The sequence below is a fragment of the Billgrantia sulfidoxydans genome, assembly GCF_017868775.1.
Classification (GTDB): Bacteria; Pseudomonadota; Gammaproteobacteria; order Pseudomonadales; family Halomonadaceae; genus Halomonas; species Halomonas sulfidoxydans.
In genome coordinates this window covers 161,532-187,026 of record NZ_CP053381.1, presented here as the reverse complement: position 1 = coordinate 187,026, position 25,495 = coordinate 161,532, and the positions used below count along the sequence as shown (strand labels likewise).

At 68.4% G+C, this 25,495-nt stretch carries 21 protein-coding genes; all 21 read right to left on the bottom strand.

The window, feature by feature from the left end:
• Nucleotides 1-10: 10 nt before the first annotated feature.
• The 21 genes from HNO51_RS00855 to HNO51_RS00755 all read right to left on the bottom strand — a co-directional run bounded on the left by HNO51_RS00855 (nucleotide 11) and on the right by HNO51_RS00755 (nucleotide 25,182).
• The gene (locus HNO51_RS00855; protein WP_197449218.1) at nucleotides 11-1,246 is read right to left on the bottom strand and encodes a phosphopentomutase; all 1,236 of its coding nucleotides are present in this window, start codon (nucleotides 1,244-1,246) and stop codon (nucleotides 11-13) included.
• The gene (gene deoA, locus HNO51_RS00850; RefSeq protein ID WP_209538264.1) at nucleotides 1,243-2,604 is read right to left on the bottom strand and encodes a thymidine phosphorylase; all 1,362 of its coding nucleotides are present in this window, start codon (nucleotides 2,602-2,604) and stop codon (nucleotides 1,243-1,245) included. Before deoA ends, HNO51_RS00855 begins: the two co-directional genes overlap by 4 nt.
• Nucleotides 2,604-3,377, bottom strand: a complete 774-nt coding sequence (gene deoC / locus HNO51_RS00845; RefSeq protein WP_197449216.1) for a deoxyribose-phosphate aldolase — start codon at nucleotides 3,375-3,377, stop codon at nucleotides 2,604-2,606. Before deoC ends, deoA begins: the two co-directional genes overlap by 1 nt.
• 39 nt (nucleotides 3,378-3,416) lie before the next feature.
• Nucleotides 3,417-4,688: a NupC/NupG family nucleoside CNT transporter gene (locus HNO51_RS00840; protein WP_197449215.1), complete on the bottom strand. Its 1,272-nt coding sequence runs from the start codon at nucleotides 4,686-4,688 to the stop codon at nucleotides 3,417-3,419.
• Between the two features lie 250 nt (nucleotides 4,689-4,938).
• A complete protein-coding gene (locus HNO51_RS00835) occupies nucleotides 4,939-5,943 on the bottom strand; it encodes a hypothetical protein (RefSeq protein ID WP_209538263.1) in 1,005 nt (334 codons plus the stop codon).
• Entirely contained in the window at nucleotides 5,849-7,105 is a 1,257-nt protein-coding gene (locus HNO51_RS00830) for a DegT/DnrJ/EryC1/StrS family aminotransferase (RefSeq protein ID WP_209538262.1), read from the bottom strand. The genes HNO51_RS00835 and HNO51_RS00830 overlap by 95 nt, the downstream gene beginning before the upstream one ends.
• The gene (locus HNO51_RS00825) at nucleotides 7,102-7,779 is read right to left on the bottom strand and encodes a sugar transferase (protein WP_197449212.1); all 678 of its coding nucleotides are present in this window, start codon (nucleotides 7,777-7,779) and stop codon (nucleotides 7,102-7,104) included. The genes HNO51_RS00830 and HNO51_RS00825 overlap by 4 nt, the downstream gene beginning before the upstream one ends.
• A gap of 1 nt (nucleotide 7,780) precedes the next feature.
• Nucleotides 7,781-8,980 carry a carboxylate--amine ligase gene (locus HNO51_RS00820; RefSeq protein ID WP_209538261.1) on the bottom strand — a complete coding sequence of 400 codons (1,200 nt, stop codon included), beginning with the start codon at nucleotides 8,978-8,980 and terminating at the stop codon, nucleotides 7,781-7,783.
• A gap of 14 nt (nucleotides 8,981-8,994) precedes the next feature.
• Nucleotides 8,995-10,167 (bottom strand): glycosyltransferase family 4 protein, encoded by a 1,173-nt coding sequence (locus tag HNO51_RS00815; RefSeq protein WP_209538260.1) that lies wholly within the window; start codon nucleotides 10,165-10,167, stop codon nucleotides 8,995-8,997.
• The gene (locus tag HNO51_RS00810; protein ID WP_197449209.1) at nucleotides 10,164-10,877 is read right to left on the bottom strand and encodes a class I SAM-dependent methyltransferase; all 714 of its coding nucleotides are present in this window, start codon (nucleotides 10,875-10,877) and stop codon (nucleotides 10,164-10,166) included. Before HNO51_RS00810 ends, HNO51_RS00815 begins: the two co-directional genes overlap by 4 nt.
• A gap of 45 nt (nucleotides 10,878-10,922) precedes the next feature.
• The gene (locus HNO51_RS00805; protein WP_209538259.1) at nucleotides 10,923-12,140 is read right to left on the bottom strand and encodes a CDP-glycerol glycerophosphotransferase family protein; all 1,218 of its coding nucleotides are present in this window, start codon (nucleotides 12,138-12,140) and stop codon (nucleotides 10,923-10,925) included.
• Nucleotides 12,141-12,178: 38 nt separating this feature from the next.
• Nucleotides 12,179-12,640, bottom strand: a complete 462-nt coding sequence (locus HNO51_RS00800) for an adenylyltransferase/cytidyltransferase family protein (RefSeq protein WP_197449207.1) — start codon at nucleotides 12,638-12,640, stop codon at nucleotides 12,179-12,181.
• A gap of 36 nt (nucleotides 12,641-12,676) precedes the next feature.
• On the bottom strand, nucleotides 12,677-13,597 hold the full coding sequence (locus HNO51_RS00795) for a glycosyltransferase family 2 protein (RefSeq protein WP_209538258.1): 921 nt from the start codon (nucleotides 13,595-13,597) through the stop codon (nucleotides 12,677-12,679).
• 40 nt (nucleotides 13,598-13,637) lie between these two features.
• Nucleotides 13,638-14,531 (bottom strand): glycosyltransferase family 2 protein, encoded by an 894-nt coding sequence (locus HNO51_RS00790; protein WP_209538257.1) that lies wholly within the window; start codon nucleotides 14,529-14,531, stop codon nucleotides 13,638-13,640.
• A gap of 90 nt (nucleotides 14,532-14,621) precedes the next feature.
• Nucleotides 14,622-15,827, bottom strand: coding sequence for an aminoglycoside phosphotransferase/kinase family protein (locus HNO51_RS00785; RefSeq protein WP_209538256.1), 1,206 nt, complete (start codon nucleotides 15,825-15,827; stop codon nucleotides 14,622-14,624).
• Nucleotides 15,814-17,718: a polysaccharide biosynthesis protein gene (locus tag HNO51_RS00780; protein WP_197449203.1), complete on the bottom strand. Its 1,905-nt coding sequence runs from the start codon at nucleotides 17,716-17,718 to the stop codon at nucleotides 15,814-15,816. Before HNO51_RS00780 ends, HNO51_RS00785 begins: the two co-directional genes overlap by 14 nt.
• 29 nt (nucleotides 17,719-17,747) lie before the next feature.
• Nucleotides 17,748-18,755: a phytase gene (locus HNO51_RS00775; protein ID WP_209538255.1), complete on the bottom strand. Its 1,008-nt coding sequence runs from the start codon at nucleotides 18,753-18,755 to the stop codon at nucleotides 17,748-17,750.
• Between the two features lie 39 nt (nucleotides 18,756-18,794).
• Entirely contained in the window at nucleotides 18,795-19,952 is a 1,158-nt protein-coding gene (locus HNO51_RS00770) for a hypothetical protein (RefSeq protein ID WP_197449201.1), read from the bottom strand.
• Nucleotides 19,953-19,970: 18 nt separating this feature from the next.
• Nucleotides 19,971-21,767 (bottom strand): ABC transporter ATP-binding protein, encoded by a 1,797-nt coding sequence (locus HNO51_RS00765; protein WP_209538254.1) that lies wholly within the window; start codon nucleotides 21,765-21,767, stop codon nucleotides 19,971-19,973.
• A 6-nt stretch (nucleotides 21,768-21,773) separates the two neighbouring features.
• Nucleotides 21,774-24,029 carry a polysaccharide biosynthesis tyrosine autokinase gene (locus HNO51_RS00760; protein WP_197449199.1) on the bottom strand — a complete coding sequence of 752 codons (2,256 nt, stop codon included), beginning with the start codon at nucleotides 24,027-24,029 and terminating at the stop codon, nucleotides 21,774-21,776.
• 37 nt (nucleotides 24,030-24,066) lie between these two features.
• On the bottom strand, nucleotides 24,067-25,182 hold the full coding sequence (locus tag HNO51_RS00755) for a polysaccharide export protein (RefSeq protein WP_234283688.1): 1,116 nt from the start codon (nucleotides 25,180-25,182) through the stop codon (nucleotides 24,067-24,069).
• Nucleotides 25,183-25,495 lie beyond the last annotated feature (313 nt).

The window sequence follows — 25,495 nt, the reverse complement described above, 5'->3', positions numbered from 1 at the left end:
GTCGAGGCTCCTATGCAGCGATTGGCTTGGGAAGAAAATTCGTGCCGTCGTCCATGGACGAAAGGCCCAGGTGCGACGCCAGGCTCTGGCCGATGTCGGCGAAGGTCTCCCGCGCGCCCAGCGAGCCGGGGGCGAGCCCCGCGCCCAGCGCCAGTACCGGCACCCGCTCGCGGGTATGATCGCTGCCGTGCCAGGTGGGGTCGCAGCCGTGGTCGGCGGTGATCACCAGCAGGTCGCCGTCGCGCAGCCTGGCCAGCAGCTCGGGCAGCCGCGCGTCGAAGGCCTCCAGCGCGGCGGCATAGCCGGCCACGTCACGGCGGTGGCCGTAGAGCGTGTCGAAGTCGACGAAGTTGGTCATGACGAGCGAGCGCTCGCCGGCCTCCTCCAGGGCGGCCAGGGTGGCGTCCATCAGCGCGTCGTGGCCGCTGGCCTTGAGCGTGCGCGTGACGCCGCAATGGGCGTAGATGTCGGCGATCTTGCCGATGGCGATCACCTCGCCGCCGTCGCTCTCGAGCTTCTGCAGCACCGTGGGCGCCGGCGGTTCGACGCTGTAGTCGCGACGGTTGGCGGTGCGGGTGAAGTCGTCGGCATTGCGACCAACAAACGGCCGCGCGATCACCCGTCCGATGTTGTAGGGCTCGAGCAGGCGCCGGGCGGTCTCGCACAGGGCGTAGAGCCGCTCGAGGCCGAACGACTCCTCGTGGGCGGCGATCTGGAACACCGAGTCGCCCGAGGTGTAGACGATGGGCTTGCCGCTGGCCATGTGCTCCTCGCCGAGGCGGGCGATGATCTCGGTGCCCGAGGCGTGGCAGTTGCCCAGCACGCCGGGCAGCCCGGCTTCGCGCTCGAGCGCCTGGAGCAGCTCCGGTGGGAAACTGTCTTCCCGGTCGAAGAAGTAGCCCCAGTCGAAACGCACCGGCACCCCGGCGATTTCCCAGTGTCCCGAGGGGGTATCCTTGCCGGAGGAGACCTCGCGGGCGTGACCGTAGGCGCCGATCACCTCGGCTGGCACGTCAACGCCCTCGGCCCAGTTGCCGGTGCTTTCGCGGTGGGCGTGGAACAGCCCCAGCCGGCCCAGGTGGGGCAACGCAAGCGGCCCCTCTCGAGCCGCACCGTCACACTCACCGCGGGCACAGGCGGCAGCGATATGGCCCAGGGTATCGGCCCCGGCGTCGCCGAAGTCCACCGCATCGGGTGCCGCGCCGATGCCGAAGGAGTCGAGTACCAGCACGATGGCGCGAGTCATGGCGCCTCCCGACGGATCACGTCTTGAATGAGTGTAGGCCGTGTGACGTCGCCGGTCGCGATGTCGTTCACTTCGATGGCCGCGCGCAGCTGGCTGGCGGCGCGCTCGGCGGCCGCCTCGCTTGCCGCATGCACCCAGGCCAGCGGGCGTTCTCCGTCGACCGCCTCGCCGATGGCGGCGATGCCGGTCAGCCCGACCGCGGGATCGATGGCGTCCTGCGGCGCACGCCGCCCGCCGCCCAACTCGACCACGGCAAGCCCCACGGCGCGAGTGTCCATGCGCGTCACGCGACCGCTGCGCTCGGCAGGCACGGGGCGCACGATGGGCGCCCGGGGCAGATGGCGTTCGTGGCGTTCGAGCAGGTCGACGGGGCCACCCAGGCCCGCCACCATGCGCGCGAAACGCTCGGCGGCAGCCCCCGAAGCGAGCCGTTCGTCGAGTAGCGCCAGGGCTGCCTTCCGGTCGTGGGCCAGTCTGCCGGCCAGCAGCAGCTCGGCGGCGAGCTCGCGGGTCACCTCGAGCAGTCGCCCGCCCCGCTTTTCCCCGGTCAGAAGCGCGATCGCCTCGCGCACCTCGACGGCGTTGCCGGCGCAGGACGCCAGCGGCTGGCTCATGTCGGTGAGCAGCGCGGTGGTCGGCGTGCCGGCGCGGCTCGCCACCTCGGCGATGGTGCTGGCCAGCTCGAACGACGCCTCATGAGTGGGCATAAAGGCGCCGCTGCCGGTCTTGACGTCCATCACCAGGGCGTCGAGGCCGCAGGCAAGCTTCTTGCCGAGGATCGAGCTGACGATCAGCGGCAGCGACTCCACCGTGGCGGTGACGTCGCGGATGGCGTAGAGCCGCCGGTCGGCCGGGGCCAGCTCGGCGGTCTGGCCGACGATGGCCACGCCCGCCTCGCGCACCAGGGTGCGGAAGCGCTCCCGCGAGGGCGCGATGTCGTAGCCGGGAATCGCCTCGAGCTTGTCCAGGGTGCCGCCGGTGTGGCCCAGGCCGCGGCCGGAGACCATCGGCACGAAGCCGCCGCAGGCGGCGACCCACGGCCCCAGCACCAGCGAGACGAGATCGCCCACCCCGCCGGTGGAGTGCTTGTCGAGCACCGGCCCCGGCAGGTCGAGCCCCTCACCCAGGCCGCGCCACGCCAGCACCTCGCCGGAGTCGCGTACGGCCTCGGTCAGCGCCACCGTCTCGGCGGCATTCATGCCGTTGAGGTAGATCGCCATGGCCAGCGCGCCCACCTGGGCGTCGGAGAGGCTGCCGTCGACGATACCGCCCACCAGCTCACCGATCGCCTCGGGCGAGAGCACCTCGCCGTCGCGCTTGGCGCGAATCAGCTCTTGAGGTAGGGCACGTGCAGGCATCAGTAACCCTCCGTGGGCCCCTCGCCCTCAGCAACGCCAAGGGTTTCGAGCAGGCTGCCGAGCAGCCCCGAGGCACCGAAGCGGAAGTGCGCCGGGGTGATCCAATCCGCCCCCATCACCTGCTCGGCAAGCTGCAGGTAGGCGGCGGCGTCCTCAACGGTGCGCACGCCGCCGGCGGCCTTGAAGCCGACGTCGCGGCCGCTCGCCTTGATCGCGGTGAGCAGGATCTTGGCGGCGTCCAGGGTGGCGTTGACGGCCACCTTGCCGGTGGAGGTCTTGAGGAAGTCGGCGCCGCCGTCGATGGCCAGCATGCCGGCGCGGTCGATCAGCCCGGCCACCTTCAGCTCGCCGGTTTCCAGGATCACCTTGAGCACGGCGTCGCCGCACTCGCGCTTGCAGGCGGCGACCAGCGCACGGCCGACCTCGGCGTCGCCCGCCATCAGCGCACGATAGGGGAAGACCACGTCGACCTCGTCGGCGCCGGACGCGACGGCCGCCCGGGTCTCGGCCGCGGCGCGTTCGATGTCCGCCTCGCCGTGAGGGAAGTTGGTCACCGTGGCCACCTTCACCTTGCCGGCCAGGCCCTGCTCGGCCAGTGCCTCGCGGGCGGTTGGCACGAAGGCGGGATAGACGCACACCGCCGCTGGGTGTCCCGCCGGCGTGTTGGCGCGAGCGCAGAGTTCGCGGATGACGGCGTCGCTGTCGTCCTCGTTGAGGCTGGTGAGGTCCATCAGCGCCAGCGCCTGGCGCGCGGCCTGCTGCAGTTCGGTCATGACGTTACCTGTCGATACGGAATGGATTTGCGGTAGCCATCAGATCACCCCGCCTATGGAGAGGAAGAAACCGGCAATGGCCGCCGACATCAGGTTGGAGAGCGTGCCGGCCAGCACCGCCTTGATCCCGAAGCGGGCGATGTCGTGGCGCCGGCTGGGGGCGATGCTGCCCAGGCCGCCGAGCAGGATGGCGATCGACGAGAGGTTGGCGAAGCCGCACAGGGCGAAGGAGAGGATGGCCACGGTATGGCCGCTCATGGCCTGGCCGGTATTGACCACCATCGACGTGCCTTCGACGTAGGGCGACAGGTTGATGAAGGCGACGAACTCGTTGACCACCAGCTTCTGGCCGATGAAGGAGCCGGCCAGGGTCGCCTCCTCCCAGGGCACGCCGAGCACGAAGGCGAGCGGGGCGAACAGCCAGCCCAGAATCAACTCCAGGCTCAGCTGCTCGACGCCGATCCAGCCACCCACCCCGCCGAGCATGCCGTTGATCAGCGCGATCAGGCCGATGAAGGCGAGCAGCATGGCGCCGACGTTGGCCGCCAGGCGCAGCCCCGAGGTGGCCCCGGCCGCCGCCGCATCGAGGACGTTGACCGGCTTGTCCTCCTCCTCGATGACCTCGTTGGCCTCCTCGACGTCGTCTACCGGCTTTTCGGTCTCGGGCATGATCAGCTTGGCGAACAGCAGCCCGCCGGGGGCGGCCATGAACGAGGCCGCCACCAGGTATTCCATGGGGATGCCCAGCGCCGCGTAGCCGGCCAGCACCGAGCCCGCCACCGAGGCCAGCCCGCCGCACATCACCGCGAACAGCTGGGAGGGGGTCATGCGGGCGATGAAGGGGCGCACCACCAGCGGCGCCTCGGTCTGGCCGACGAAGATGTTGGCGGTGGCCGAGAGCGATTCGGTGCGCGAGGTGCCCAGCGCCTTCTGCAGCGCGCCGCCGAGGAGGCGGATCACCCACTGCATGATGCCGAGGTAGTAGAGCACGGCGATCAGCGAGGAGAAGAAGATGATCACCGGCAGCACCTTGATGGCGAAGACGAAGCCGATGCTGTCGACGTCGGCCAGGCCGCCGAACAGGAAGTCGATGCCGTCGTTGGCGTAGAGCACCACCTGGCTGACCCCGGCGGAAATGGTCTGCAGCACCGCCTGGCCGAACGGCACGTAGAGCACGAAGGCACCGATGCCGGCCTGGATGGCGAAGGCGCCGCCCACGGTTCGCAGCCGGATGTGGCGGCGGTTGGTGGAGAAGATAAGAGCGATGGCGATCAGCGTCGCCATGCCGACCAGGCTCATGATGGCAGTCATGGGAGGTCCTTCCGTTCGTGCTGGGTGGCCGCGACAGGGGCGCACCTGGTTATAGTAGGAAGCGTACGGGGCTAACGCGAAGCCCACGCGAAGCCCACGCGAAGACCGCGCAAATGCTACGCAAGACACGCGAAGATCATGCGAATGTTAAATCTATAACATTCAGTGTGACACTTCCAACATCCGCGGCGCCAGACGCAACGAGGCCGCCACGCAGTGCGTGGCGGCCTCGTCGTAATGCGGGGGCGCGTCAGTGACGATCGGTTGGCGAGCCCTCCGGCATCACCTGCGCACATGGCGTCATCTCGAGCTCGCGCGGCGCCGGGGTCGCTTCGCCCGCGCGCGCCAGGCGCGGGAAACCGGGCGGCGGGCGCCCCTCGAAGACTCGGTCGAAGATTTCCAGGGCCTGGTCCGCGGTGAGGATGCCCTGCCGCACCGCTGGCCAACTGAGGCAGTCCTCGCGGCGCACCAGGGATGGCCCCCGGCGATGCGATACGTGCACCAGGGCCGGCACGCTAGCGTAGCCGAGCACCGAGAGCACCGAGGCGCGATGCTGGCCATTGGCCACCACGAAGCGTACTTCGTCACCGCGCGCGAGCGTATCGATCACGATGTGCTGGTGGAAATACTCCAGCCGCTGGGAGGCGCGCTGGCGATACCCCTCCTGCAGGATGGCCCGGTGCAGCGCGACCAGTTGGTTCAGGCGCCGCTCGCCGAACCAGTCCGGCTTGGGCCCCACCTGACGCACCGTGGTCTCGGATATCAGCGACGGCTCCTCGCCGTTATCCTGCGACGCCAATTCGGCCAGGGTGCGCAGCAGGTGCAGCTGGCGCACGTCACTCCATGGCATGAAATCGCTCAGGGGCGGCGCCAACCGGAGCCAGGGGTGGGCACTTTCCAGCGGCACGCCCAGCGAGGCGGCCAGCGTCGCCGGTTGCCAGTGCTGCCAATAGGCTTCCAGGCAGCTCCCGCGATAGCTTCGGCACTCACCGTCCAGGTATTGGCGCAGGCTCTGCACATAAGGGTGCAGCGAGTCGCGGCCGTAGGCGATGCCGGTGGGTCCGAACCAACGGCAGTCGGCCAGCCGGCAGTGGATGAGACAGGGGGTGCCACGATGGGCGTAAAAGGCCTCCAGGGGGCCCACCGCCTCCCGGCTCAGGTCAGGGACGGGATACTGCCTGGGACCGACCCGCCGCCAGATCCGCCGGTACAACCGCCGGCAGCGCTGGAGCGTCGTGGCGACCATGGTCGACATGGCTTGCCTCCTCCAGGGTGTGTTCGACCGCCGAGGCGACCGTGGCCAGCCGCTCCGGTGTCTGGGTGGGATCGACCAGCAGCATCAGGCTGGTCTCGCCGAGACGCTGCGCTATCGGCAGCCGCGACGGCGGACGCCAGCCGGTGCCGTCGAAGGCGCGCTCGCGGTAGATCTCGCTGCAGCCGCCGTGCAGGCAGGTCACGCCAGCGGCCTGGATGGCCGCCACCACGGCGTCGCGATCCCAGCCGGCACATAGCCGATCGGGCTCGACGAAGGCGTAGAACTTGTACCAGGCATGGCCGGCCTCGGGCGGTGGCTGCGGCACGCGCAGGCCCGGCAGACCGCCGAGCCGCTGGCTCAGGTAGGCCGCGTTCTCGCGGCGCCGTTCGAGCCATCGCGGCAGCTTGCGCAGCTGGCAACGGCCGATCGCCGCCTGCATCTCGGTCATGCGCCAGTTGGTGCCGAAGTCGTCGTGCAACCAGCGGAACCCCGGCGGGTGCACGCCCTGCACCGCGGACCACGACTTGCCATGGTCCTTGTAGCTCCAGGCGCGCCGCCAGGCCGCTTCGTCCTTGAGCAGCAGCATGCCGCCCTCGCCGCCCGTCGAGATGATCTTGTCGGTACAGAACGAGAACGCGGCCGCGTCGCCGACGCTGCCGACCGGACGCCCGCGCCAGGTGGCACCGTGGGCCTGGGCGCAATCCTCGATCAGCCACAGGCCACAGGTATCGGCCAGTCGACGCAGGCCATCCAGGTCACAGGGCCAGCCGGCCAGGTGCACCGCCACGATGGCTCGAGTCCGCGGGGTGAGTACCGCTGCCACGCTCTCCACGCAGAGATTGCCGGAGTCGGGATCGACGTCGGCGAACACCGGCCGCGCACCGCGGGCCACCACGCAGGAGACCGAAGCCATGAAGCTGCGTGGCGTCACCACCACTTCGTCGCCAGGCCCAACGCCCAGCGCATGCAGCGCCAGCTCCAGCGCCACGGTACCGTTGGCCAGGGCGATGGCATGCGGCACGCCATGGAAGGCGGCGAACTCCTCCTCGAAGCTTCGCCCCTCCTCACCGTTCCAGTAGTTGACGCGGCCCGAGCGCAGGACACGCTCCACCGCCTCGCGTTCATCCTCCTCGTGGAAGGGCCATGCCTTGGGTTGAGTCATTCCGGTTGCTCCTCGGATCGTGCTGCATTGCCTGAGGGAAAGAGCGTGCGCCAGAGGTAGCCCAGGTCGCGGCCGAAGGACCAGTGCAGGACGTAGTCCCGGTTGAGCCGCACCTTGTCGGGAAAGATCACCTCGCGGTTGTAGCGCTCGGGGTCCGCCACGCCGGCCAGCAGGCGCTCCTCGTCGCGGTACTTGAGGGTAGCGGGACCCGTGATACCCGGACGCACGGCGAGGATCACCCGGTCCTGCTCGTCGAGGAGGTCGGCGAAGCCCGGCACGTCGGGGCGAGGCCCGACGAAGCTCATGTGCCCGGCGAGTACGTTGAACAGTTGGGGCAGCTCGTCGAGCTTGCTGCGCCGCAGAATACGCCCAAGCCGCGTGATGCGCGGATCGTCGAGCGTGGTCACGCTGGTGCCCGCCTGGGGGCGCATGGTACGCAGCTTGATCACGCGGAAGGGACGCCCGTCGCGGCCGACACGCTCCTGCACGAAGAAGCCCGAGGCCTGGGTATCCCGCGCCGCGGCCCAGGCGGCCACCAGGATCAGCGGCAGCAGCAGCAGCAGCAGCGCCGCCGCAAGGACGAGGTCGAAGGCACGCTTGAGGAAACGCTGCGCCGGCGTCAGGCCAAGTTCGCGCGGCAGCGGCGCCTCGAGGTGCTGCTGGTACGGGCGCATCTCAGCGCACCATGCCCGCTTCGACGGGATTGAGGCTGTGCATGGTGACCCCCTTGGCGAGGTAGTAGAGCGCCTCGCCGAACAGCACCAAGGGGTCGTCGAGCTTGAAGTCGTCGTAGGCGTGAGCGCGGGTCCCGTCCACACCCAGGCCGTCGCGCAGCCGCCCGCGCCGCAGCAGGTCCAGCCGGCGCAACAGGTCGCCCAGCAGCCAGCGCGAGACCACCCCGCTGCGCCCCGGCCGGAAGTGGGCGCGGGCCACGGCCGGACCGCGAGTCTCGGCCAGGTAGAGCAGCCAGGGAAAGTTGACCCCGGCGCTCAACGCCAGGTCGATGGAGCCCCACAGGCGCGGATTGATCTCGATGAAGACGTGACGTCCGCTGGTGGGGTCGAACTTGAACTCCAGCATGGCCAGGCCATGCCAGCCCAGCGCATCGAGCAGGCGATGGGCATCGGCCTCCAGCGCAGGATGTGCGGCGCTGACGCGCAGGGTGCTGGTGCCGCCCGTGGCGATCTTCTCCTGCAGGCGGTGATGGGTGAACGAGGCGATGCGCTCGCCGTACCAGTAGAGACAGGAGACGCCCCAGCCGTCGCCGGCGACACACTCCTGAACGATGGGAAGCCGTGCGGGATCCAGGGCGAAGTCGTCGACCATGCGTTCCAGCGCGGCGGTCAGGGCCGCACCGCCGCGGGCAAAACGCACCCCCTTGGAGCTGTTGCCACGCCGCGCCCGCGCCACGTACTCGCGTGTGCTGTCGGTCCGTGCGCCGGCTTCGGCCGGCGTCCGGTAGTCGACGATCGGCGCTACCGGCACATCCAGGTCCCGCGCCAGCCGGCTGATTCGATCCTTGTCGTTGACCCGTACCAAGCTGTCGACGTTGGCCAGCGGCAGCGACACGCCGGCCGGCAGCCGGCCCGCCTCACGGGCCTGCGCCAGCAGCTCGCCCTCCTCGTGCCCGGGCAGCAGCAGACCGATGCGATGACGTTCGCACAGGGCAGCGATATCGTCGACGAAGCCATCCGGGTCGGCATAGGGCGAGCGATAGCGTCCGCGGCCCCGCGTCAGGCGTGATGCCTGGCACATGCCCACCCTCGCCGTATCGGCGACCACCACCGGCACGCCCCGGCGCGCCAGACCACGCAGCGCCGAATAACTGCTGCGACACCAGCCATGAGTGAGCATTACTCTGGTCTCGTTGCCCATGCGAACCTCCTCGACTAGAGCTGAGTGATCTCGAGCAGCTGGCGGTTGACCCGGCGCACGTCATAGCGCCTCTCGACCTGCTCCAGACTGGCGCGAGCCATGGCCGCCACGGCCGTGTCGTCGGCCTCGATCAGGGCCAGCATGGCGTCGGCCAGGGCGCGAGCGCTGCGCGGCTCGACCCGCCACCCGTTGATGCCCGGCTCGACCGTCTCGCGGCAGCCGGGCGAATCGGTGGTGATGATGGGGCGCCCGGTGGCCATCGCTTCGAGCACCGAACGCGGGATGCCCTCGCGATACCAGGAGGGCAGGACGTAACAGCGGCAGCCGGCCAGCGCTGCCTGAACCGATTCCAGCTTGCCCAGGTACTCGATGTCGCCGGCCGCCTGCCAGGCGGCGAGTTCCTCGGGCCGCACGCTGGACGGGTTGGGGTCCAGCGCGCCGGCGAGCTGGAATCGCGCCTGGGGGTAGCGCTCGTGGACGAGGCGGGCGGCCTCGACGTAGACACGCACGCCCTTCTCCACCATCAGCCGCGCCAGCATCAGGAACACCGGCTCCCGGGGCAGCGGACGGGGGGGAAAGAGGTCGACATCGACCCCCGAGCCGTCGACGACCGCCGAGCGCGCCGTCGGCGAGAGCAGGCCGCACTCACGGAACAGCGCCTGGTCATCGGGGTTCTGGAAGATGGTGGTGTGGGCGTTGGCCAGCGCGCGCCGGTAGAGCCGGGTCAGCAGGGCATGCAACAGGCTGCGCTTCGCGCCACGTGCCTCGGAGAAGGCGTAGCCGAGCCCGGTGATCATCGGATGGAAGCGCACCCCCGGCTGGTCGCGTACCGCCAGCCCGGCGTAGATCACCGGCTTGGCGGTGTAGGCGATGAGCACCTCGGGCGCATGGCGCGCTATCAGGGCGCGAATCGCCCGTGCGGTGCGCCAATCCTCCAGCGGGTCGAGGCCGCCCCGCCCGATCGCGAGCGGCTCGAAGGGAATCGACAGCGCCGCCAGCTCGCGCCGCACCCCCTCGGCGGAGGCATCCGGGTGCGCCGCGGCGACGATGCGGTGGCCACGCTCGCCGAGCAGCTTCAGCAGCGGCCCCCGGAAATTGCTCAGCGAGCGAGCCGTACCGCCGATCACCAGCACGCGGCGCCTGACGACCGGCAGCGCCTGCGCCGCGCCCCCGGCCGTTTCGGTCATACGCACCGGACGTCCTCCCCCACGGGGCGCTCCGCCGCGACAGCGGCAGGCCTGGGGCGGAGCAGGTAGACCATGTGCGAGCGGTCCTCCGGGACCGGGTAGTGCCGCAGGCAGTCGAAGTAACGCCCGATCTCGGCGATCACCCGCCGGCGCGAGGTCGCCGGCGAGGCATCGATCTGCCACAGCCCGCTGCCCGAGGTGCGCCCGCGTCTACGCTGCCAGGCCCGCTTGAGGGCCAGCGGCAACGGCAGCGAAAGCGTGTACGGCGAGGTGGAGGTAAGGCGCAGCAGGCAGTAGAGGCGGAAGTCGTTCACCGGCAGGGTCAGCAGGCAATGTTTCCCGGTCAGCCGGGAGAGCATCGACAGCGCCTGGGGGAACTCATCGAACGGCAGGTGATGCAGCACCCGCGAGCACAGCACCATGTCGAAGCGGCGCTCCGCCAGCGCCGGCGGGGGACGCAGGATGGAGCCGACATGGTCGGGGCGCAGGGCAGGGTTGATGTCCAGCGTCGTCACGCTCACCCCTTGGTGGCGCAGGTACGCGGTGACGATGCCGGAGCCGACACCGACCTCCAGCAGCGTGGCGGGGCGACACTCCTCGATCAGCTTGAGCTGATGCCAGTAGGCCAGCATGCGCTGCTTGGAGTTGTAGCGCTGGAATCGGTAGTAGTCCCGCGACAGACGTTCCGGAGATATCTGGATCTGGCTCATGGAGGACCCGTTATTGTTCGTCAGGTTGAGGAAGGGCGTCCGTGCTCAGGCGTGGCGCGGCACCGGCTGTTGGCTACAGGCGCGCAGGTGTGCCGTGATGCGCTCGCAGACGCGCCCGTCGTGGAGCGCCGCGTGGCGCGCGACGAAGCGCGCCAGGGCGGCGTCGTGCTCGCCCGCCTGGATCGCCCGCCAGGCCGCCGGCAGCTGCTGCCAGCCTTCGATCACCGGCCCCGGCGCATCGGCGAAGTAGTCGCCGTAGACGCCGACGTCCTCGTTCAGGTAGTTCGCGAGGTCCGGCGCCATCAGCACGATCGGCCGGCGCAGGCAGGCGTAGTCGAACATCAGGCTGGAGTAGTCGGTCAGCAGCAGGTCGACGGCCGGCAGCAGGGCATTGACGTCGGCAAAGCGCGAGACCGGCACCTCGCGCACGTGGGCCGAACGGCGCTCGAGCGCCGCGATGCCGCTCATCTTCAGCGAGGCGTGACCGCGCACCAGCAGCAGCAGGCGCTCGCGCTCCAGCCAGGGCAGCAGGGCCTCGAGCCGCTTGCCCTGGGCCACGTCGAGCCCGCCCCTGCCCTGCATGCGCAGCGTCGGGGCATAGAGCAGCACGCCGGCGAAGGTGCGGGTCTCGATGCCGGCGCCGCGCAGCAGCCCCGCGGCATCCGTGCGGAAGGCATCCCAGCGCGGGTAGCCCAGCGCCACCACCCGCTCGCGAGGCAGCCCGTAGGCCGACATCATGCGCTCGCGCCCCACGCTCGATGCCACCAGCACCTGATCCGGACCGCGCTTGCCGGGCAGCAGCCGGCGCAGGTAGCGGTCGAACAGCCGCGTCACGCCGCCGATGCGCTGCGAGCGAGCATGGGCATCACGCCCGAAGCGCTTGAGCGGCGTGCCGTGGGTGAGGTTGATCAGGGTGCCCCCGATGGAGGCATGGGCGTTGACGTCCTCGGCGGAGTGAGTGACCAGAAACAGCCGTGCACGCAGCGAGACCAGGATCCCCCGCAGCGAGTAGGCCATGGCGGCTTCGCCCCCCTCCTCCTGCACCCGGCGCAGCACGTCGCGGCTGTGGGTCAGCCAGACGGCGCGAAGGTCGGGCTCGTGGGCATGGACGTGGCGGTAGAGGGCGCGGGCATTGTCGGCATACTGCTGGCCATGCCAGGCACCGAACACCCAGAGTCGGTCGTTGCGCGGGAAGCAGGCGCCCAGGGCGCACAGCGGCAGCCAGGCGAGCTGCCGCGCCAGGCGCGTCAGGTAATTGAGCATTGGAGACTCCCGGCCCGCAGGGCCGATGCGAAGAGAGGTCAGCCGAAGTCCTTGCGCAGCGCCTCAAGCACGTCGAAGGCGTGCAGCAGATCCTCACGGGATACGCTGCAGAAGCGATTGAGCGAACGCTTCAGGTCGGTGGTCGAAACGCCCTCCGTACGCGGCAGGTAGACCACCTCGCAGTAGCGGGCGAGGAAGTCGAAGTGCCCGCGCCAGTCCTCGCCGATGGCGAAGGTCGACACCCCGTAGCGCTGGACGTCATCGATCTTCTGATCCCAGTTGGTTTCGGGAATGACCTCGTCCACGTAACGAATGGAGCGCACGATCTCGGCGCGCTGCTCGAAAGGGATCAGGGTGCGCTTGCCCTTGCCGGCGTTGAACTCGTCGGTGGAGACCGCAACGATCAGCCGGCTCCCCATGCCGGCCAGGCGTCGCAGCAGGTTCAGGTGGCCGATATGGAACATGTCGAAGGTGCCGTAGGTAATGACCGTCCCGCCCATCGTCTTCCCTCCCGCTCGTCCGAGCTTGTCATGGCGTCACTTCACCCAGCGCCTCAGCCGGTCGTAGTAGGGCTGAGGAATCAACAACGTGGCGGCGTGGAGCCAGTGCCTGCCCTGCATCCCCAGATGCGAGAGCGCCGCCAGTTCCTGGCGTACCGGCTGCCCCAGGCGTTTCTTCTCCACCGCCCAGGAGAGCACCTTGCGATTGATCGCGGCGTGCAGCTGGCGCGCCTCCTCGCCGGTCAGTCGCCCCGCGTACTCCGCCAGCAGATCGACCCCGGGGTGAAGGTGCACCAGGTTGCGCTTGTCACGGGTCACGCCGCTGTTCTCGAGCTGCCACAGGCTGGTGACGCTGTTGCAGTAGTGGATCGCGTCGAGTTCGCACAGCGCCTTGAGCCAGAAGTAGACGTCACCGCCGCGCCGGTACCGGTCGACCGGAAAGCCGCCCAGCTGCAGAAAACGCTCGCGGCGGATGCAGGCGCCGTTCATGTGGATGAAGTCGCTGCGGGCGAAGGCACGCAGCGCTTCGCGGCGCACCAGGCGGCCGCCGGGCAGTCGCTCGATCCTCGGCAGGGGCCGCCCGTCCTCCATCTTCTGGTAGGCATTGACGAACAACTCGATGCCGGGGTGGGCGACGATGGCATCATGCAGTCGCCGCAGATGATCGGGCCGATAGAGATCGTCGGCGTCGAGAAAGGTGAGCCACGGCGCCCGCGCCATTGACGCGCCATGGTTTCTCGCGGCGTAGCCGCCGGGGCCTGGGCTGCCCCGCTGCAGCAGGGTGAGCCTGCCCTGCGCGGCGTGGCGCGCGAGGATCTCCACCGAGCCGTCCTGCGAGCCGTCGTCCACCGCGACGAGCTCGAAGTCCTGGCAGGTCTGGCCGTAGACCGACTCCAGCGCCGCCTCCAGCGAGGCGGCCTTGTCATAGACCGGCACGATCACGCTAAAGAACGGCATGGCAAGCCTCTCCTCGATTGGAGCGGGGTGGTTTCGATCGTCAGCGGCGGAACCAGGCCGGGGGCAGCATCAGCTGCAACGCCCGCGGCCACAGACGCATCGGCAAGCCCGACAGCCGCAGCGAGGCCAGCTCGGTGCGCACCGCCTGCCCCCGACGCTTCTTCCACATCGCCCAGTCGAGCAACTTGCGGTTCACCGCGGCCTCCAGCCGTCGTCGCTCGCGTGCCGACAGGCGTCCGGCGTGGGTATCCAGCAGCTCCACGACCGGGTGCAAGGGCACGCTCTCCGCCTCGGGCTCGATGTCGTCCTCCGCGGTGTTCCACAGGCTGGTGATGGTGTCGTCGTAGTGGACCGCCTCCAGCTCGCACAGCGCCCCGAGCCAGAAGCGGGTCTCGCCACCCTGGCGCAGGTGCTCGCCGAACCCCCCCATCTCGAGGAAGCGCTCACGCCGGATGCAGCTGGCATGCGGCTGGATGAAGTCGGCGCGGGCATAGGCCGCCAGGGCGCTGCGGCGGCTGAGCACTCCGCGGCTGGGCAGGGCCATCCGCACCGGGCCCGACGGCCCCATTCGCTGGTAGGCACTGGCGAAGAGCTCGACGTCGGGGTGCCGGCTGAACGCGGCGGCCATGCGCGACAGGTGGTCGAAGAGCAGCAGGTCGCGCGGGTCGAAGAACATCAGCCAGGCACCGCTCGCGCGTCGGGCGGCATCGTTGCACGCCGCCAGCCGGCCGCGACGCTGCCCGCGATAGCGCAACAGCCGCAGCCGGCCGGCCCGTTCGTGGCCACGCAGCAGCTCCAGAGAGCCGTCGCTGGAGCCCTCGTCCAGGGCGATCACCTCGACCTCCTTGAACACCTGGCGAAACAAGGACGGCAGCGACGACCTCAGGCTCTGCGCCTCGTTGAACACAGGCACCACTACCGATATCAGTGTCATACCCGATCATTCCCAGCGTCTGCACGCGGCAGCTTGTCGTTCTTGTTGTTGTCATGCCCGTTGAGGTTCCGTGGCTGCCCTGGCGCCCTCTCACACCCCCCGCCCGAGTCGACGCACGGCGTGCCAGCCGACCCGCTGCAGCCCCGCCAGCGTCAGCGGTACCAGCGCCAGCGAGCGCGTCAGCGCGAGCAGCGGGCGCGGCAGTTCATACAGGCACATGCGCCGCGGCAGTCCGGTATAGAAGAACCAACGATCCCAGTAGGGCCGGCGCCGGGCACGGGGCGGCACGTCGCCGGGAAAGTCTCGCGGTACCGGATACCAGGCGTAATTGCCCTTGAGCGTATCGGCCACTTCCGGTCCCGGCTGGAGGAACTCGAAGTCGATGATCCTCAGCCCCTGGTAGGGGTCGTAGAGCAGGTTGCGCGGGCTGAGGTCGATGCACTCATAGCCAAGCCGGCGATAGTGCAGGATCACCGCCCGCAGCCGTTCGATGACCCAAAGGGGCAGCAGCCCATGACGGAAGAAGGGCGGCCGGGGCGCGAGAATCCGGGGCAGGCTGTCGGCATACCACTCGACGACCAGGTGGCGCGGCCCGACCTCCAGCAGACGCGACACCTCGGGCAGGGAGGCGCCGAGCTCCCGCGCCTTGACCTCGCGTGACAGGAATCGCTCCCTGCCCGGGCGGAAGGTCTTGCAGATGGCACGCTTACCGTGAAAATCGATCAGCTCGACCTTGGCCCGGCAGGCGTGCTTGCTCAGGTCGGCCAGCACCGGATAGGGGGTGCGAAAGGCGTCGTTGCGCCGGCGTGCCAGCTCGAGCACCGACTCGACCCGCACCGGCGCCAGCAGGCTCAGCCAGGCGACGGCCTGATCGGCGTCGGCCGAGACGCTCACCGAGACACTGCCAGCGCGATTGGTGTGAAGGCGCATCTTCCACTGGGCGCGAAGGACGCGCGCATTGTCGTTCGACCCGACCGCATCGCCGCGGTGGCGAGGCCGCCGGTCGGGATAGACATCGTGTACCGCCAGCAGGCGCCGAGGCGGGTCGGCGCCGTCCGGGTGGGCGCGCTGCAGGTGCTCGGCCATCGCGCTGCGGCACCGTGCGTCGAGTGCCGACTCGTGCAGCACGTCGAAGCCGAGCTGCGCAAGGATGTCACGGTAGGCCGCCAGGTCACCCAGGCCGCTCTCGTGCACCACGAACGCCGCCAGCCCCGGCACCGGCTCGCGGACTTCCGATACCCGATCGGCAAAGCCGGCGGGGCCGGCCCACCCGGTTTCACTGTCACGATACCGCACGCATCACCTCCTCCCAGCGTGGTGTCGCGCCACCCTCGGGGCAGTAGTCCAGTGGCGCCACCAGCAGCAGTTGCCGCAGCCGGGGGTAGTCGATGGCGGTGAGGGCCTGCTGCAGCTCCTGCAGGTAGGCTTCGAGCCTCGGCCATTCCCAGAACATCTCACGCGACGTCATGATCCGGTGATGGCGCGTTTCCTTCACTTCGCCGCCGATCAGCAGCTCCTCGAAGAGCTTCTCGCCGGGGCGCAGCCCGGTATAGACGATTTCGATGTCGCCGTCGGGGTGAGCCTCGTCCTTCACCTCGAGCCCCGAGAGGCGAATCATGTTGATCGCCAGGTCGCGGATACGCACCGGCTCGCCCATGTCGAGCACGAACACTTCGCCGCCGGTGGCCATGGCGCCGGCCTGGATCACCAGTTGGGCGGCCTCGGGAATGGTCATGAAGTAGCGGGTGATGTCCGGATGCGTCACCGCCACCGGGCCGCCCCGTTCGATCTGCTGGCGAAACAGGGGAACGACCGAACCGCTGGAGCCCAGCACGTTACCGAAGCGCACCATGCTGAAGCAGGTCCGACTCTGCTGCTGGGCAAAGGCCTGGCAGATCAGCTCCGTCAATCGCTTGGAGGCACCCATCACGTTGGTCGGCCGGACCGCCTTGTCGGTGGAGATCAGCACGAAGGATTCGACGCCCGCCGCGAGCGCCGCCCGGGCCAGGGTCAGGGTGCCGAAGACGTTGTTGCGCAGCCCCTCGACCAGGTTGCACTCCACCAGCGGCACGTGCTTGTAGGCGGCCGCATGGTAGACGGTATCCACCGGAAAGGCGGTGAAGATGGCACGCAGGGCATCGGGCTGCTGGACCGAGACCAGGAACGGCCGGACCCGGATGCCCTCGTCACCGACGGCAGGGTGCTGCGACAGCTCGTGCTCGATGGCATAGAGCGCGTACTCGCAGCTGTCGACCAGCAGAACGGCGACCGGCCGTTGGGCGATGATCTGGCGGCACAGCTCGCTGCCGATCGACCCGCCGGCCCCGGTCACCATCACCGTCTTGCCCTCGATGTTGGCCGCGAGCAGATCGGGGAACGGCGGCACCGGCTCACGCCCCAGCAGGTCCTCCAGCGCCACGTCGCGCAGCTCGCTGATGCGGGCCCGTCCGGCGATCACATCGGCACTGCCGGGAATGGTCTTGACCGGCACCGAGAGCGCGGAGAGACGCTGCAGGATCTCGCGTCGCCGGCAGCGCGGGGCACTGGGGATGGCCAGCAGCACCATCGCCGCCCGATACTCCTCCACCAGCGCCGCCAGCCTCACCGGCTGGTACACGCGCAGCCCCTCGACCAGAGCACCATCGAGACCGCGCCAGTCGTCAACGAAGGCCACCGGCTCGTACTCGCTGCCATGCCGCAGCGCGGCCACCAGCTCGCACCCCGCCGCGCCGGCCCCATAGATCACCACCGGGCGGCGCTTGAGCCGCTGGCTCAACAGGTAGAGCTCGCGCAGCAGGAACCTCACGCCGCCCAGCCCCAGCAGCAGCAACAGGCCGTAGATCAGCACCACGGGCAGCGCCAGCACCACCCCCAGCCACTGGCTGGCCGCCTTCGCCACCAGGGAGGAGAGCAGTACCGCCATGCCCACGGTCGCCACGGTGGTATGGCTCATGTAGCGGATCACCACCCGGTAGAGCCCCAGCCAGTGGAACAGCACCAGGCTGACCAGGGCGACGACGATGCTCGTCTGCCACAGCCCGGGGTCGACCAACGGCGCCAGGCTCTCCCAGTGCAGGGCGCAGGCCAGCATCAGGCTGGCCACGACCAGGGTGGCATCGACCAGTACCAGCACGCGTCGCTTGACGCTGCGAGGCAACATCAGCAATGGCTGCAAGGGGATCTGCATGGGTTCCTCCCTTGAATCGCAGGCCCCGGTCACTCCCGGCCGGGAAGGTCGAGGGCGGCCGCCACCTGCGCCCAGTCGAGGTACTTGTAGTTCTGGTTCTGCGCGGCGTTCGAGCCGCTGTGCACCACCATCAGTCCCGTTGCGAATCGTTCGCCGAAGCCTTGCGAACTGACCTCGATTCCATCGGTCTCGACGGCGCTGCCGGTGCCGCTCTCAGGGTCCCCTTCGATGCGGAAGACCCCCAGCAGCGCGTAGGGAGGAGAGGCCTCGAGCACGGCGAAGCTGTCATTGCCCTGGCTGGAGACGATCAGGTACTGGTCGCCGTACAGGGCGAGCCCCTCGATATCGGGTTTCAGGGGGGAGCTCGCCTCGATCACCAGCTCGCGGCAGGTGGCGGCTTCCGGCGATGCCTGCATGACCCAGACGCCGACCCTCTCCTCACCGACGAACAGCAGCGAGCGGGCGTCGTCGGCGACGCAGCCCTCGGGCTGGGATCCCAGCCGAAAGTAGCGCAGCAGTTCGAGGTGCGGTTCGCCCCGGGCGATCTGCAGGCGATGCTGGAGGTAGTGCCCCTCCTTGGCGTTGGTGAAGACGTGCAGCTCGTCGCCGTGGCGATAGAGGCAGAGGCCGTAATTCTCCTCCAGGCCGGTGGGCACCAGGCCCATCAGGCTCACGCCCCCCTCCGCATCGATCTCGAACACCGCCAGACGGCCGTCATCGCGATGGGTCGCCACGGCGACGTCCATGCGCCGCCCGTCGAGAGGCACGTCCTGGCGCAGATCGATGTTGTTGAGCTTGCCCACCGGCAGGGATTGCACGCGTGCTCCCTGCAGGTCATAGACTTCCAGGCCGCGCTGCTTGTCGGTGCCGAGGATGCGGCTGCGCTCGGGCGCCGTGGGGTGGCGCCAGATCGCCGGGTCGTCGGCGGCGTCTCCGCGGCTCGCGACCGCCACGGTTTCGCCCTGGGCGCGCACCACCGGCACCTCGGCCGCCAGCGCCGGCTGTCCCATGGCGAGCCCGAGCAGCGCGCCGGCCACACCTCCCCATCTCTTCCGGTCCAGACACCAAGCCATGCGTCAACGCTCCTTCACTGGCGCCATGGGAGCCGCCACCGTGGCAAGGGAAGACCGCCCTTCGCGGCCGTGCCGATAGCAGTGCCAGCAGACCGCCAGCACCAGCCAGAACAGGGTCGTGCGCAGGCCGTTGTGGCTGAGCGAGTAGACCAGCGGCCCCGCCATCCCCATCCAGACGTAGAACGGTGCACGGCGCAGCGCCATGAAGATGATGGCAAGCAGCAGGCCGAGCCCCGGGATGCCGTAGGCGAACAGCATGCCGACGAAGGAGGAGTGGATCTCGTTGCCGTGATAGGGCGCGAAGCGCTGACGCTCGCCCTCCGCCGCGCCGAGGATGGCATATTCGGGGAAGTGGGTGAGGCGATCGAAGCGGCGCTCCTCGACCATGTTCTCGACCTTCGTCGAAGCCCGATCCAGTCGTGCCTGCAGGTTACGCTGTACCTGCCCCTCCGAGTGCAGGTTCGCCACCAGCACGGCCATCAGGATCAGGGGCACGAGCAGGCTCAGTCGTGCGAAGTGGCGCAACTGCCCGGCATTGGCAAAGGCCCAGCCGAGCCCGACCAGCACCGCCCCGCCCATCGCGCCCAGCGACGAAGCCGCCAGCAGGTTGACCACCGCCGCCGCCAGGCCGGCCAGCATCAGCGGCCGCAGCGGGGGGCGGAAGTCGTCGAGCAACATCAGCATCAGCATGGCGCAGAGCGAGAAGAAGGCCAGCTGGTTGGGGTTGTTGAAGCTGCCGGTGGTCCGGCCGACCCCCGTGCCGAGCTGGTACACCACTTCCATGGCGGCGATCAGCAGGGCGATGGAGAGCGCGTTGCGCACCAGCCCCCGGCCGGCCTCGCCGAACACCCGCAGGAAACGCAACAGCGCCATGCCCACCAGGAAATTGAACAGGAAGAAGAGCGGGTAGAGGAAGAAGGCGCTGCTTTGCATCACCCACGCCCAGCCAAGGCTGACCAGCAGTACCCACAGCAGCAGCAGGGCCCAGCAGAAGGCGAAGGGCGGGACCGGATGCCGCTCATCGCCCAGGGCCAACAGCGCCATCAGGCCGGCGAAACAGAGCAGCACGAAGTCCGCCGGCTGGGGCAGCCCGCTGGAGAAGACATAGAGGCTCGACAGGCTCAAGCCGAAGAAGAGCAGCGCGGCGGCGATCTGGTTCATGACTTGGCGCTCCTCTCGCTAGAGATTGGCCATCATGCGGAAGGCATGGTTGCGCTCGGCCAGTTCGGCGTAGGTGCCGCTGTCCACGACGCACCCCTTGTCGATCATGTAGATGACGTCGCAGTCGCGCACCGTGGACAGGCGGTGGGCGACCATGATCAGGGTGCAGTGGCCGGCGCTCGCCTCGATATCGCTCATGACGCGCTGTTCGGTGATGCCGTCCAGCGCACTGGTCGCCTCGTCGAGCACCAGCACCTGCGCTTGACGGTAGAACGCCCGGGCGATGCCGATGCGCTGCCGCTGGCCGCCGGAGAGCTGGACGCCGCGCTCGCCGACCCGCGTCTCGAGACCATCGGGCATCGAGGCGACCATGACGTCGAGCTGTGCCATGCTCACCGCCTTCTCCACCAGGGCGACATCGATCTCGCTGCGCGGCACACCGAAGGCGACGTTCTCGAGGATCGAGGCATCGGCCAGGAAGATGTGCTGGGGCACGAAGCCGACACCGGCCTGCCAGCGCGCCAGGTTCTCCTCCGTCAGCACGACGTCATCCACCAGTACCCTTCCCTTCTGCGGCTGAATCAGCCCAAGCAGCAGGTCCACCACGGTCGATTTTCCCGAACCGGATTCGCCGACCAAGCCCACTCGGCTGCCCGCGGGGATGCTCAGGCTCAGGCCGCTGAGCGCCGCCTCGCGCTTGCCCGGGTAGTGGAAATGCACGCGATCGAGGCGTATGCCGTCGCGCAGGGGCAGCGGATGGAAAGCGCCCTCCGGCGCCATTTCGGAGGCATAGCCGCGGCTCGCGACCAGGTCGTCGCGGACCGCCTCGAAGGCGGCCAGGTGGCTGCGGATGTTGGAGACGGAAGCGTAGATCTTCTGGTAGGCCGGCAGCATCTTGAAGCCCGCCAGGGCGTAGATCGACAGTGCCGGCAGGATCGTGCCCAGGTTGCCCTGATGCACGTTCAGCAGATAGAGCACCAGCAGGATCACCGAGCCGAAGGCCACCAGCTCGATCGCGTAGCGTGGCGCATCGGAGAGCCCCTGGGTCACGCCCATGCCACGGGCCACCTTCTGGCTGGCACGCTCGAACTGGGTGGTGAAGGTCGCCTGACGGCGCAGCAGCAGAAGATCCTTGATGCCCCCGAACCCTTCGGTCATCAGCTTGAAGCGCTTGGCCTGGGAGCGCGACACGCGGCGGCCGTTGTTGATCAGGAAACGACGCACCGTCTTGTACAACAGCAAGTAGGCAGCGAGGAAGATGGCGATGCCGCCGAGCGCCACGACCGGGTTGTAGACCAGGATCGTCAGCGACATGCAGGTCACCAGTACCAGCTTGGCATTGAGCTGCATGCAGGGTTGCAGGATCTTGGTGGTGACCCGCTGGGTCTCCTGGGCGACACGGTTGATCAGCCGGCTGCTGCTGCCGCTGGCATGAAACAGCCAGGGCTGATGCAGGTAGTAGCGATAGAGGCGGCTGGAGAGTTCGGCGCCCACCTGGGCCCCGTAGAGCGACAGCCGCCAGGTGGTGTACATCGAGAACAGCGCGGCCACCAGCAGTACGAGCAGGACCCCCAGGCCCATCAGGGAGAGGAAGTGCTGCGGACTGTCGGCACCGCTCCAGCGGTAGGCCTGGCCCAGCCACCCCTCGCCCTGCAAGCGGCTCATGTCGCCGACCAGGGCCATGAACGGCCCGATGGAGATGACACCGGCCACCTCGGCAAAGGCCATCAGGACGATCAACCCCTGCAGTCGCAGTAGGCGGCGCCGCTGACGTGGCGCCAACAGCGAGTAGAGTTCGCGAAGCTGTCGCAACATACCTTGTCACCGGTAGGCGTAGAGATAATTGCCGTAATGTCCGTAATGGCTGCTCGTCGAACGCTCCAGGCCATTGAGGATGGCGCCCTTGAGCCGCACCCCGGCGCTTTCCAGACGCCGCTTGGCGGCCTTGATCTCGGCCGGCGGATTGACGCCGAAGCGCACCACCATCAGGCTGGTGGCGGCCAGCTTGCCGACCACGGCGGCGTCGGTGACCGCCAGCACCGGCGGGGTGTCGATGATCACCAGGTCGTAGCGCGCACTGACCGATTGCAGGAAGCCATGGAAGCTGCGCTGCATCAGCAGCTCCGAGGGGTTGGGCGGGCGCGTGCCACGCGACACGTAGTGCAGCCCCTCAATCTCGCTTTCACGGATCGCCTCGTCGAGTTCGATACGCTGGGCGAGCAGCTCCGACAGTCCCGGCACGCCCTTGTCACGGAATGCATGGTGGAGGCAGCCGCGCCGCATGTCGGCGTCGATCAGCAGCACCCGCTGCCCGGCCTGGGCACAGACCGCAGCCAGGTTGGCGGCAATGAAGCTCTTGCCGACCCCGGGCCCGGCCCCGGCGATCATCAGCCGATTGTTGCCCGCTTCCAGCATGGCGAAGTAGAGGCTGGTGCGCAGGCTGCGCAGGGCCTCGACGGCGACCTCCTCGGGCTGCTCCAGGGCCAGCAGGCCGCGGAAGACCTCCTGGGTCGCCTTGAGGCCGGCAGGGCGGACGCGCCGCGTCAGTCTGGTCTGCTCCGCCGAGTCGGGCAGGGTGGCATAGACCGGCAGGCCGATCTCCTCGAGCTGGTCGGGGCTCTTGATCGCCCGGCTGAGCAGCAAGCGCAGGATGACCCCCAGCGCCGCCAACAGCGCCCCGATCATGCCACTGACCAGCGTGATCAAGGCGATCCGCGGCGCAATCGTGCCGCTCCGCATCACGGCGTCATCGAGGATACGCACGTTGCCCACGGTGCCGGCCTTGAGCAGACGCATCTCCTGGCGCTGGTTGAGCAGCTGGACGTAGACCTGCTGGTTGACCTGGGTGTCGCGGGTCAGCCGCAGCACCTCCTGCTGGGTTTCGGGCAGGTCGCCCACCAGGCCGTTGATGCGCTCCTGTTCGGCCTGCAGCTGCGCACGCTGGCGCAGCAGCGATTGGTAGTTGGGATGGGTCGGGCGGAAGCGCTGGGCCAGGTCCGCCTCGGCCAGGGCCAGCTCGGTGAGCTGGTTCTCCACCGCTACCAGGCGGTTGAGCAGGTTCTGCGTCTCGAAGGTGAGGTCCACCGAGTCGCGCTGGGCACGATACTCGTTGAGCAGATTTTCGGCCTCGGTCAGCTGTTCGTTGACCTGAGGGATCTGCTCGTCGAGAAAGGCCAACTGCTGCTCGGCCTCCTCCGACTGCCGCTGCACGTTCTGGGTCAGGAACACCCCGGTGAGGGTATCCAGGGTCTGCTGGGTCAGCTCGGGATCGGTGCCGTCCAGCAACAGCTGATAGACCCCCGAGTCCTTGCCCTGGGGCAGGATGGTGAAACGCCCCTGGAGCTGGCCTATCGCCTTGAGCCGCGACACGCGTCTGAGCCCGAACTCGGCGCCGACGTGCGCATCGAGCTGGCTGACGAAGAGGCGGTACCCCGTTTCGCTGCTGACGGTCTCCCCGACTCGACCGACCAGCACAAGTTCCCCCGCCAGTAACAGCTCATAGTCCCCTTCGCCGGTCACCCGCAGCGTGTGCCCCATGCCCTCTCGCTCCAACGGCACCTCGAAGCGCGCGACCCGCAGCGTCTCTCCCGCCCATACGAAGGGGGAGCCTTCGACACCGGCCGGGCCGGGTAGCCAGCCGAGCACGAAATTCGGCACCAGGCGCTCGAACCAGGCGTGCTGGAGGCCGTGATGGACCAGGAAATCCCCTACCCAGGGCAGCCGCCGCGGTGCGATGTCGATCGCCAGGTCGAGGCGGTCCACGGTGGCCCCCATGACCATGCGCGACTTGAGTATTTCCAGCTCGGCCGTGGTCGGGTTGCTCACCTGATCGCCTACGGCCAAGGTCTCCAGCAGGCCCAGCATGGCTCCCCGGTTCTCGATCTGGACCAGCGCATCGGATTGGTAGATACGCGGTTGGGAACTGGAGTAGAAATAACCCACCAGCATGAAGAGAACGGTGATGCCAACAATGAGGAATTTCTTCTCGACGAGCATGTCGAGCAGCTTCCTCAGGCTGATATCGTTGCTCTCTGCAGGCGCCTGGGCGGAAGAAGGTGGGTTGGGAAATATGGTCATATCCAAGACCTCTTCAGGCGTAAATGAGCCATGCCTTTCAAATATCACCCACCCTGTCGACGGACCTGGCGGCATCACCCGGCAGCGTAACCGAAGGCAGCAGCAGCGAGATCACGTTGTTCCAGCGCGCCAGTGGAGCGGAAGTGACATAGACCACATCCTGGGGATTGAGCGGGAATCGCGTGCCCAGCATCAGGCGAGTCGCATCGCTGATATCGAGCTGATACACCGTGGCCAGCTTCTCGCTCTCCGGCGGGTTGCCGCGCACCACGAAGATGCCGGAGGGCTGTGCACGGCTCTCGTTGACGCCGCCGGCACGGGCCAGGGCGTCGGTCAGCGACAGGCGCTCGTTGCCCAGGGGTATGGCGCCGGGCCTCAGTACCTGGCCGAGCACGACCACGTTCTGGTTCTCGGAAGAGGGCACGTGCAGCAGATCGCCGTCGCGCAGCAGCCGGTTCTGGGTCAGGTCGCCCTGTTGCAGCATGGCGAAGAGCGAGAGACGCTCCTCGCGACCATCCCGGGTAAGGATGACGTTGTGCCAGTCGGCGTTGTTACGTGCCCCGCCGGCCTCGCTGAGGGCATCGAGTACGGTCAGCGGCACGATGGTGAGCGGCTGGGCGCCCGGCCGCTCCACCGCACCGCTGACATAGACCTTCTGCGAGCGGAAGGCGGCGACGCCTACTTCCACCTGGGGGTCGGTAATCACCTGTGAGAGTCTCTGGGTGAGCAGGCCGCGCAGCTCCTCCAGCGTCATGCCGGCCACCTGGACCCGTCCCACGTAGGGATAGAACATGGTGCCGTCAGGCCGCACCCGGTTGCCGGTTTCCGCCGCCGAACGCTCACTCCCCCCGGGAATGGTGAGTTCCGGGTGGTCGTAGACGATGACGCTGACCACGTCGCCCGGGCCGAGGCGATATTCGTACTGCTGGAGTTCGCGCTCAAGCTCCGGGGGCAGCGGGCGCGAGGCAGGCTCGACCATTCGCATGCCCATCACCAGCTCAGGCGTGATCGGTTCGATGTCGACACGAGAGTCGAGTGACTCGTCGAGCCGGCTCTCATCGATATGCCCCCCCGGAGCAAAGGCGCACCCGGCCGACACGAGCAATACGAGCAGCAGGACAAGGGAAACGGTGAGTCGCGCCGTCCCTGCCAGCCGGGGCCAACCTTTTGTCTTCCCGAATGCCCAAGTCGCTTTGTTGTCTTCTGCTAACGTTGTCATTATTTCATCCCCCACGGGATCCCAAAAGCACGCTACCGCCCCGGATTCTCTGTCAAGTCATCCGTGAGCCGTTTCATTTTTCTTATCCGGTTCATCGTCTCGACCCGCAATTACATTTTGTAACATTACGGATACATCGACTGTGACGATATGATGAAGCCGAGGATACATTCAGGTTACATTGGTGTTTCGGCGTCACCAGATGGTTTTTGGCTCAGCCTCGTGCTGAAAATCGGCGGAAAACAGG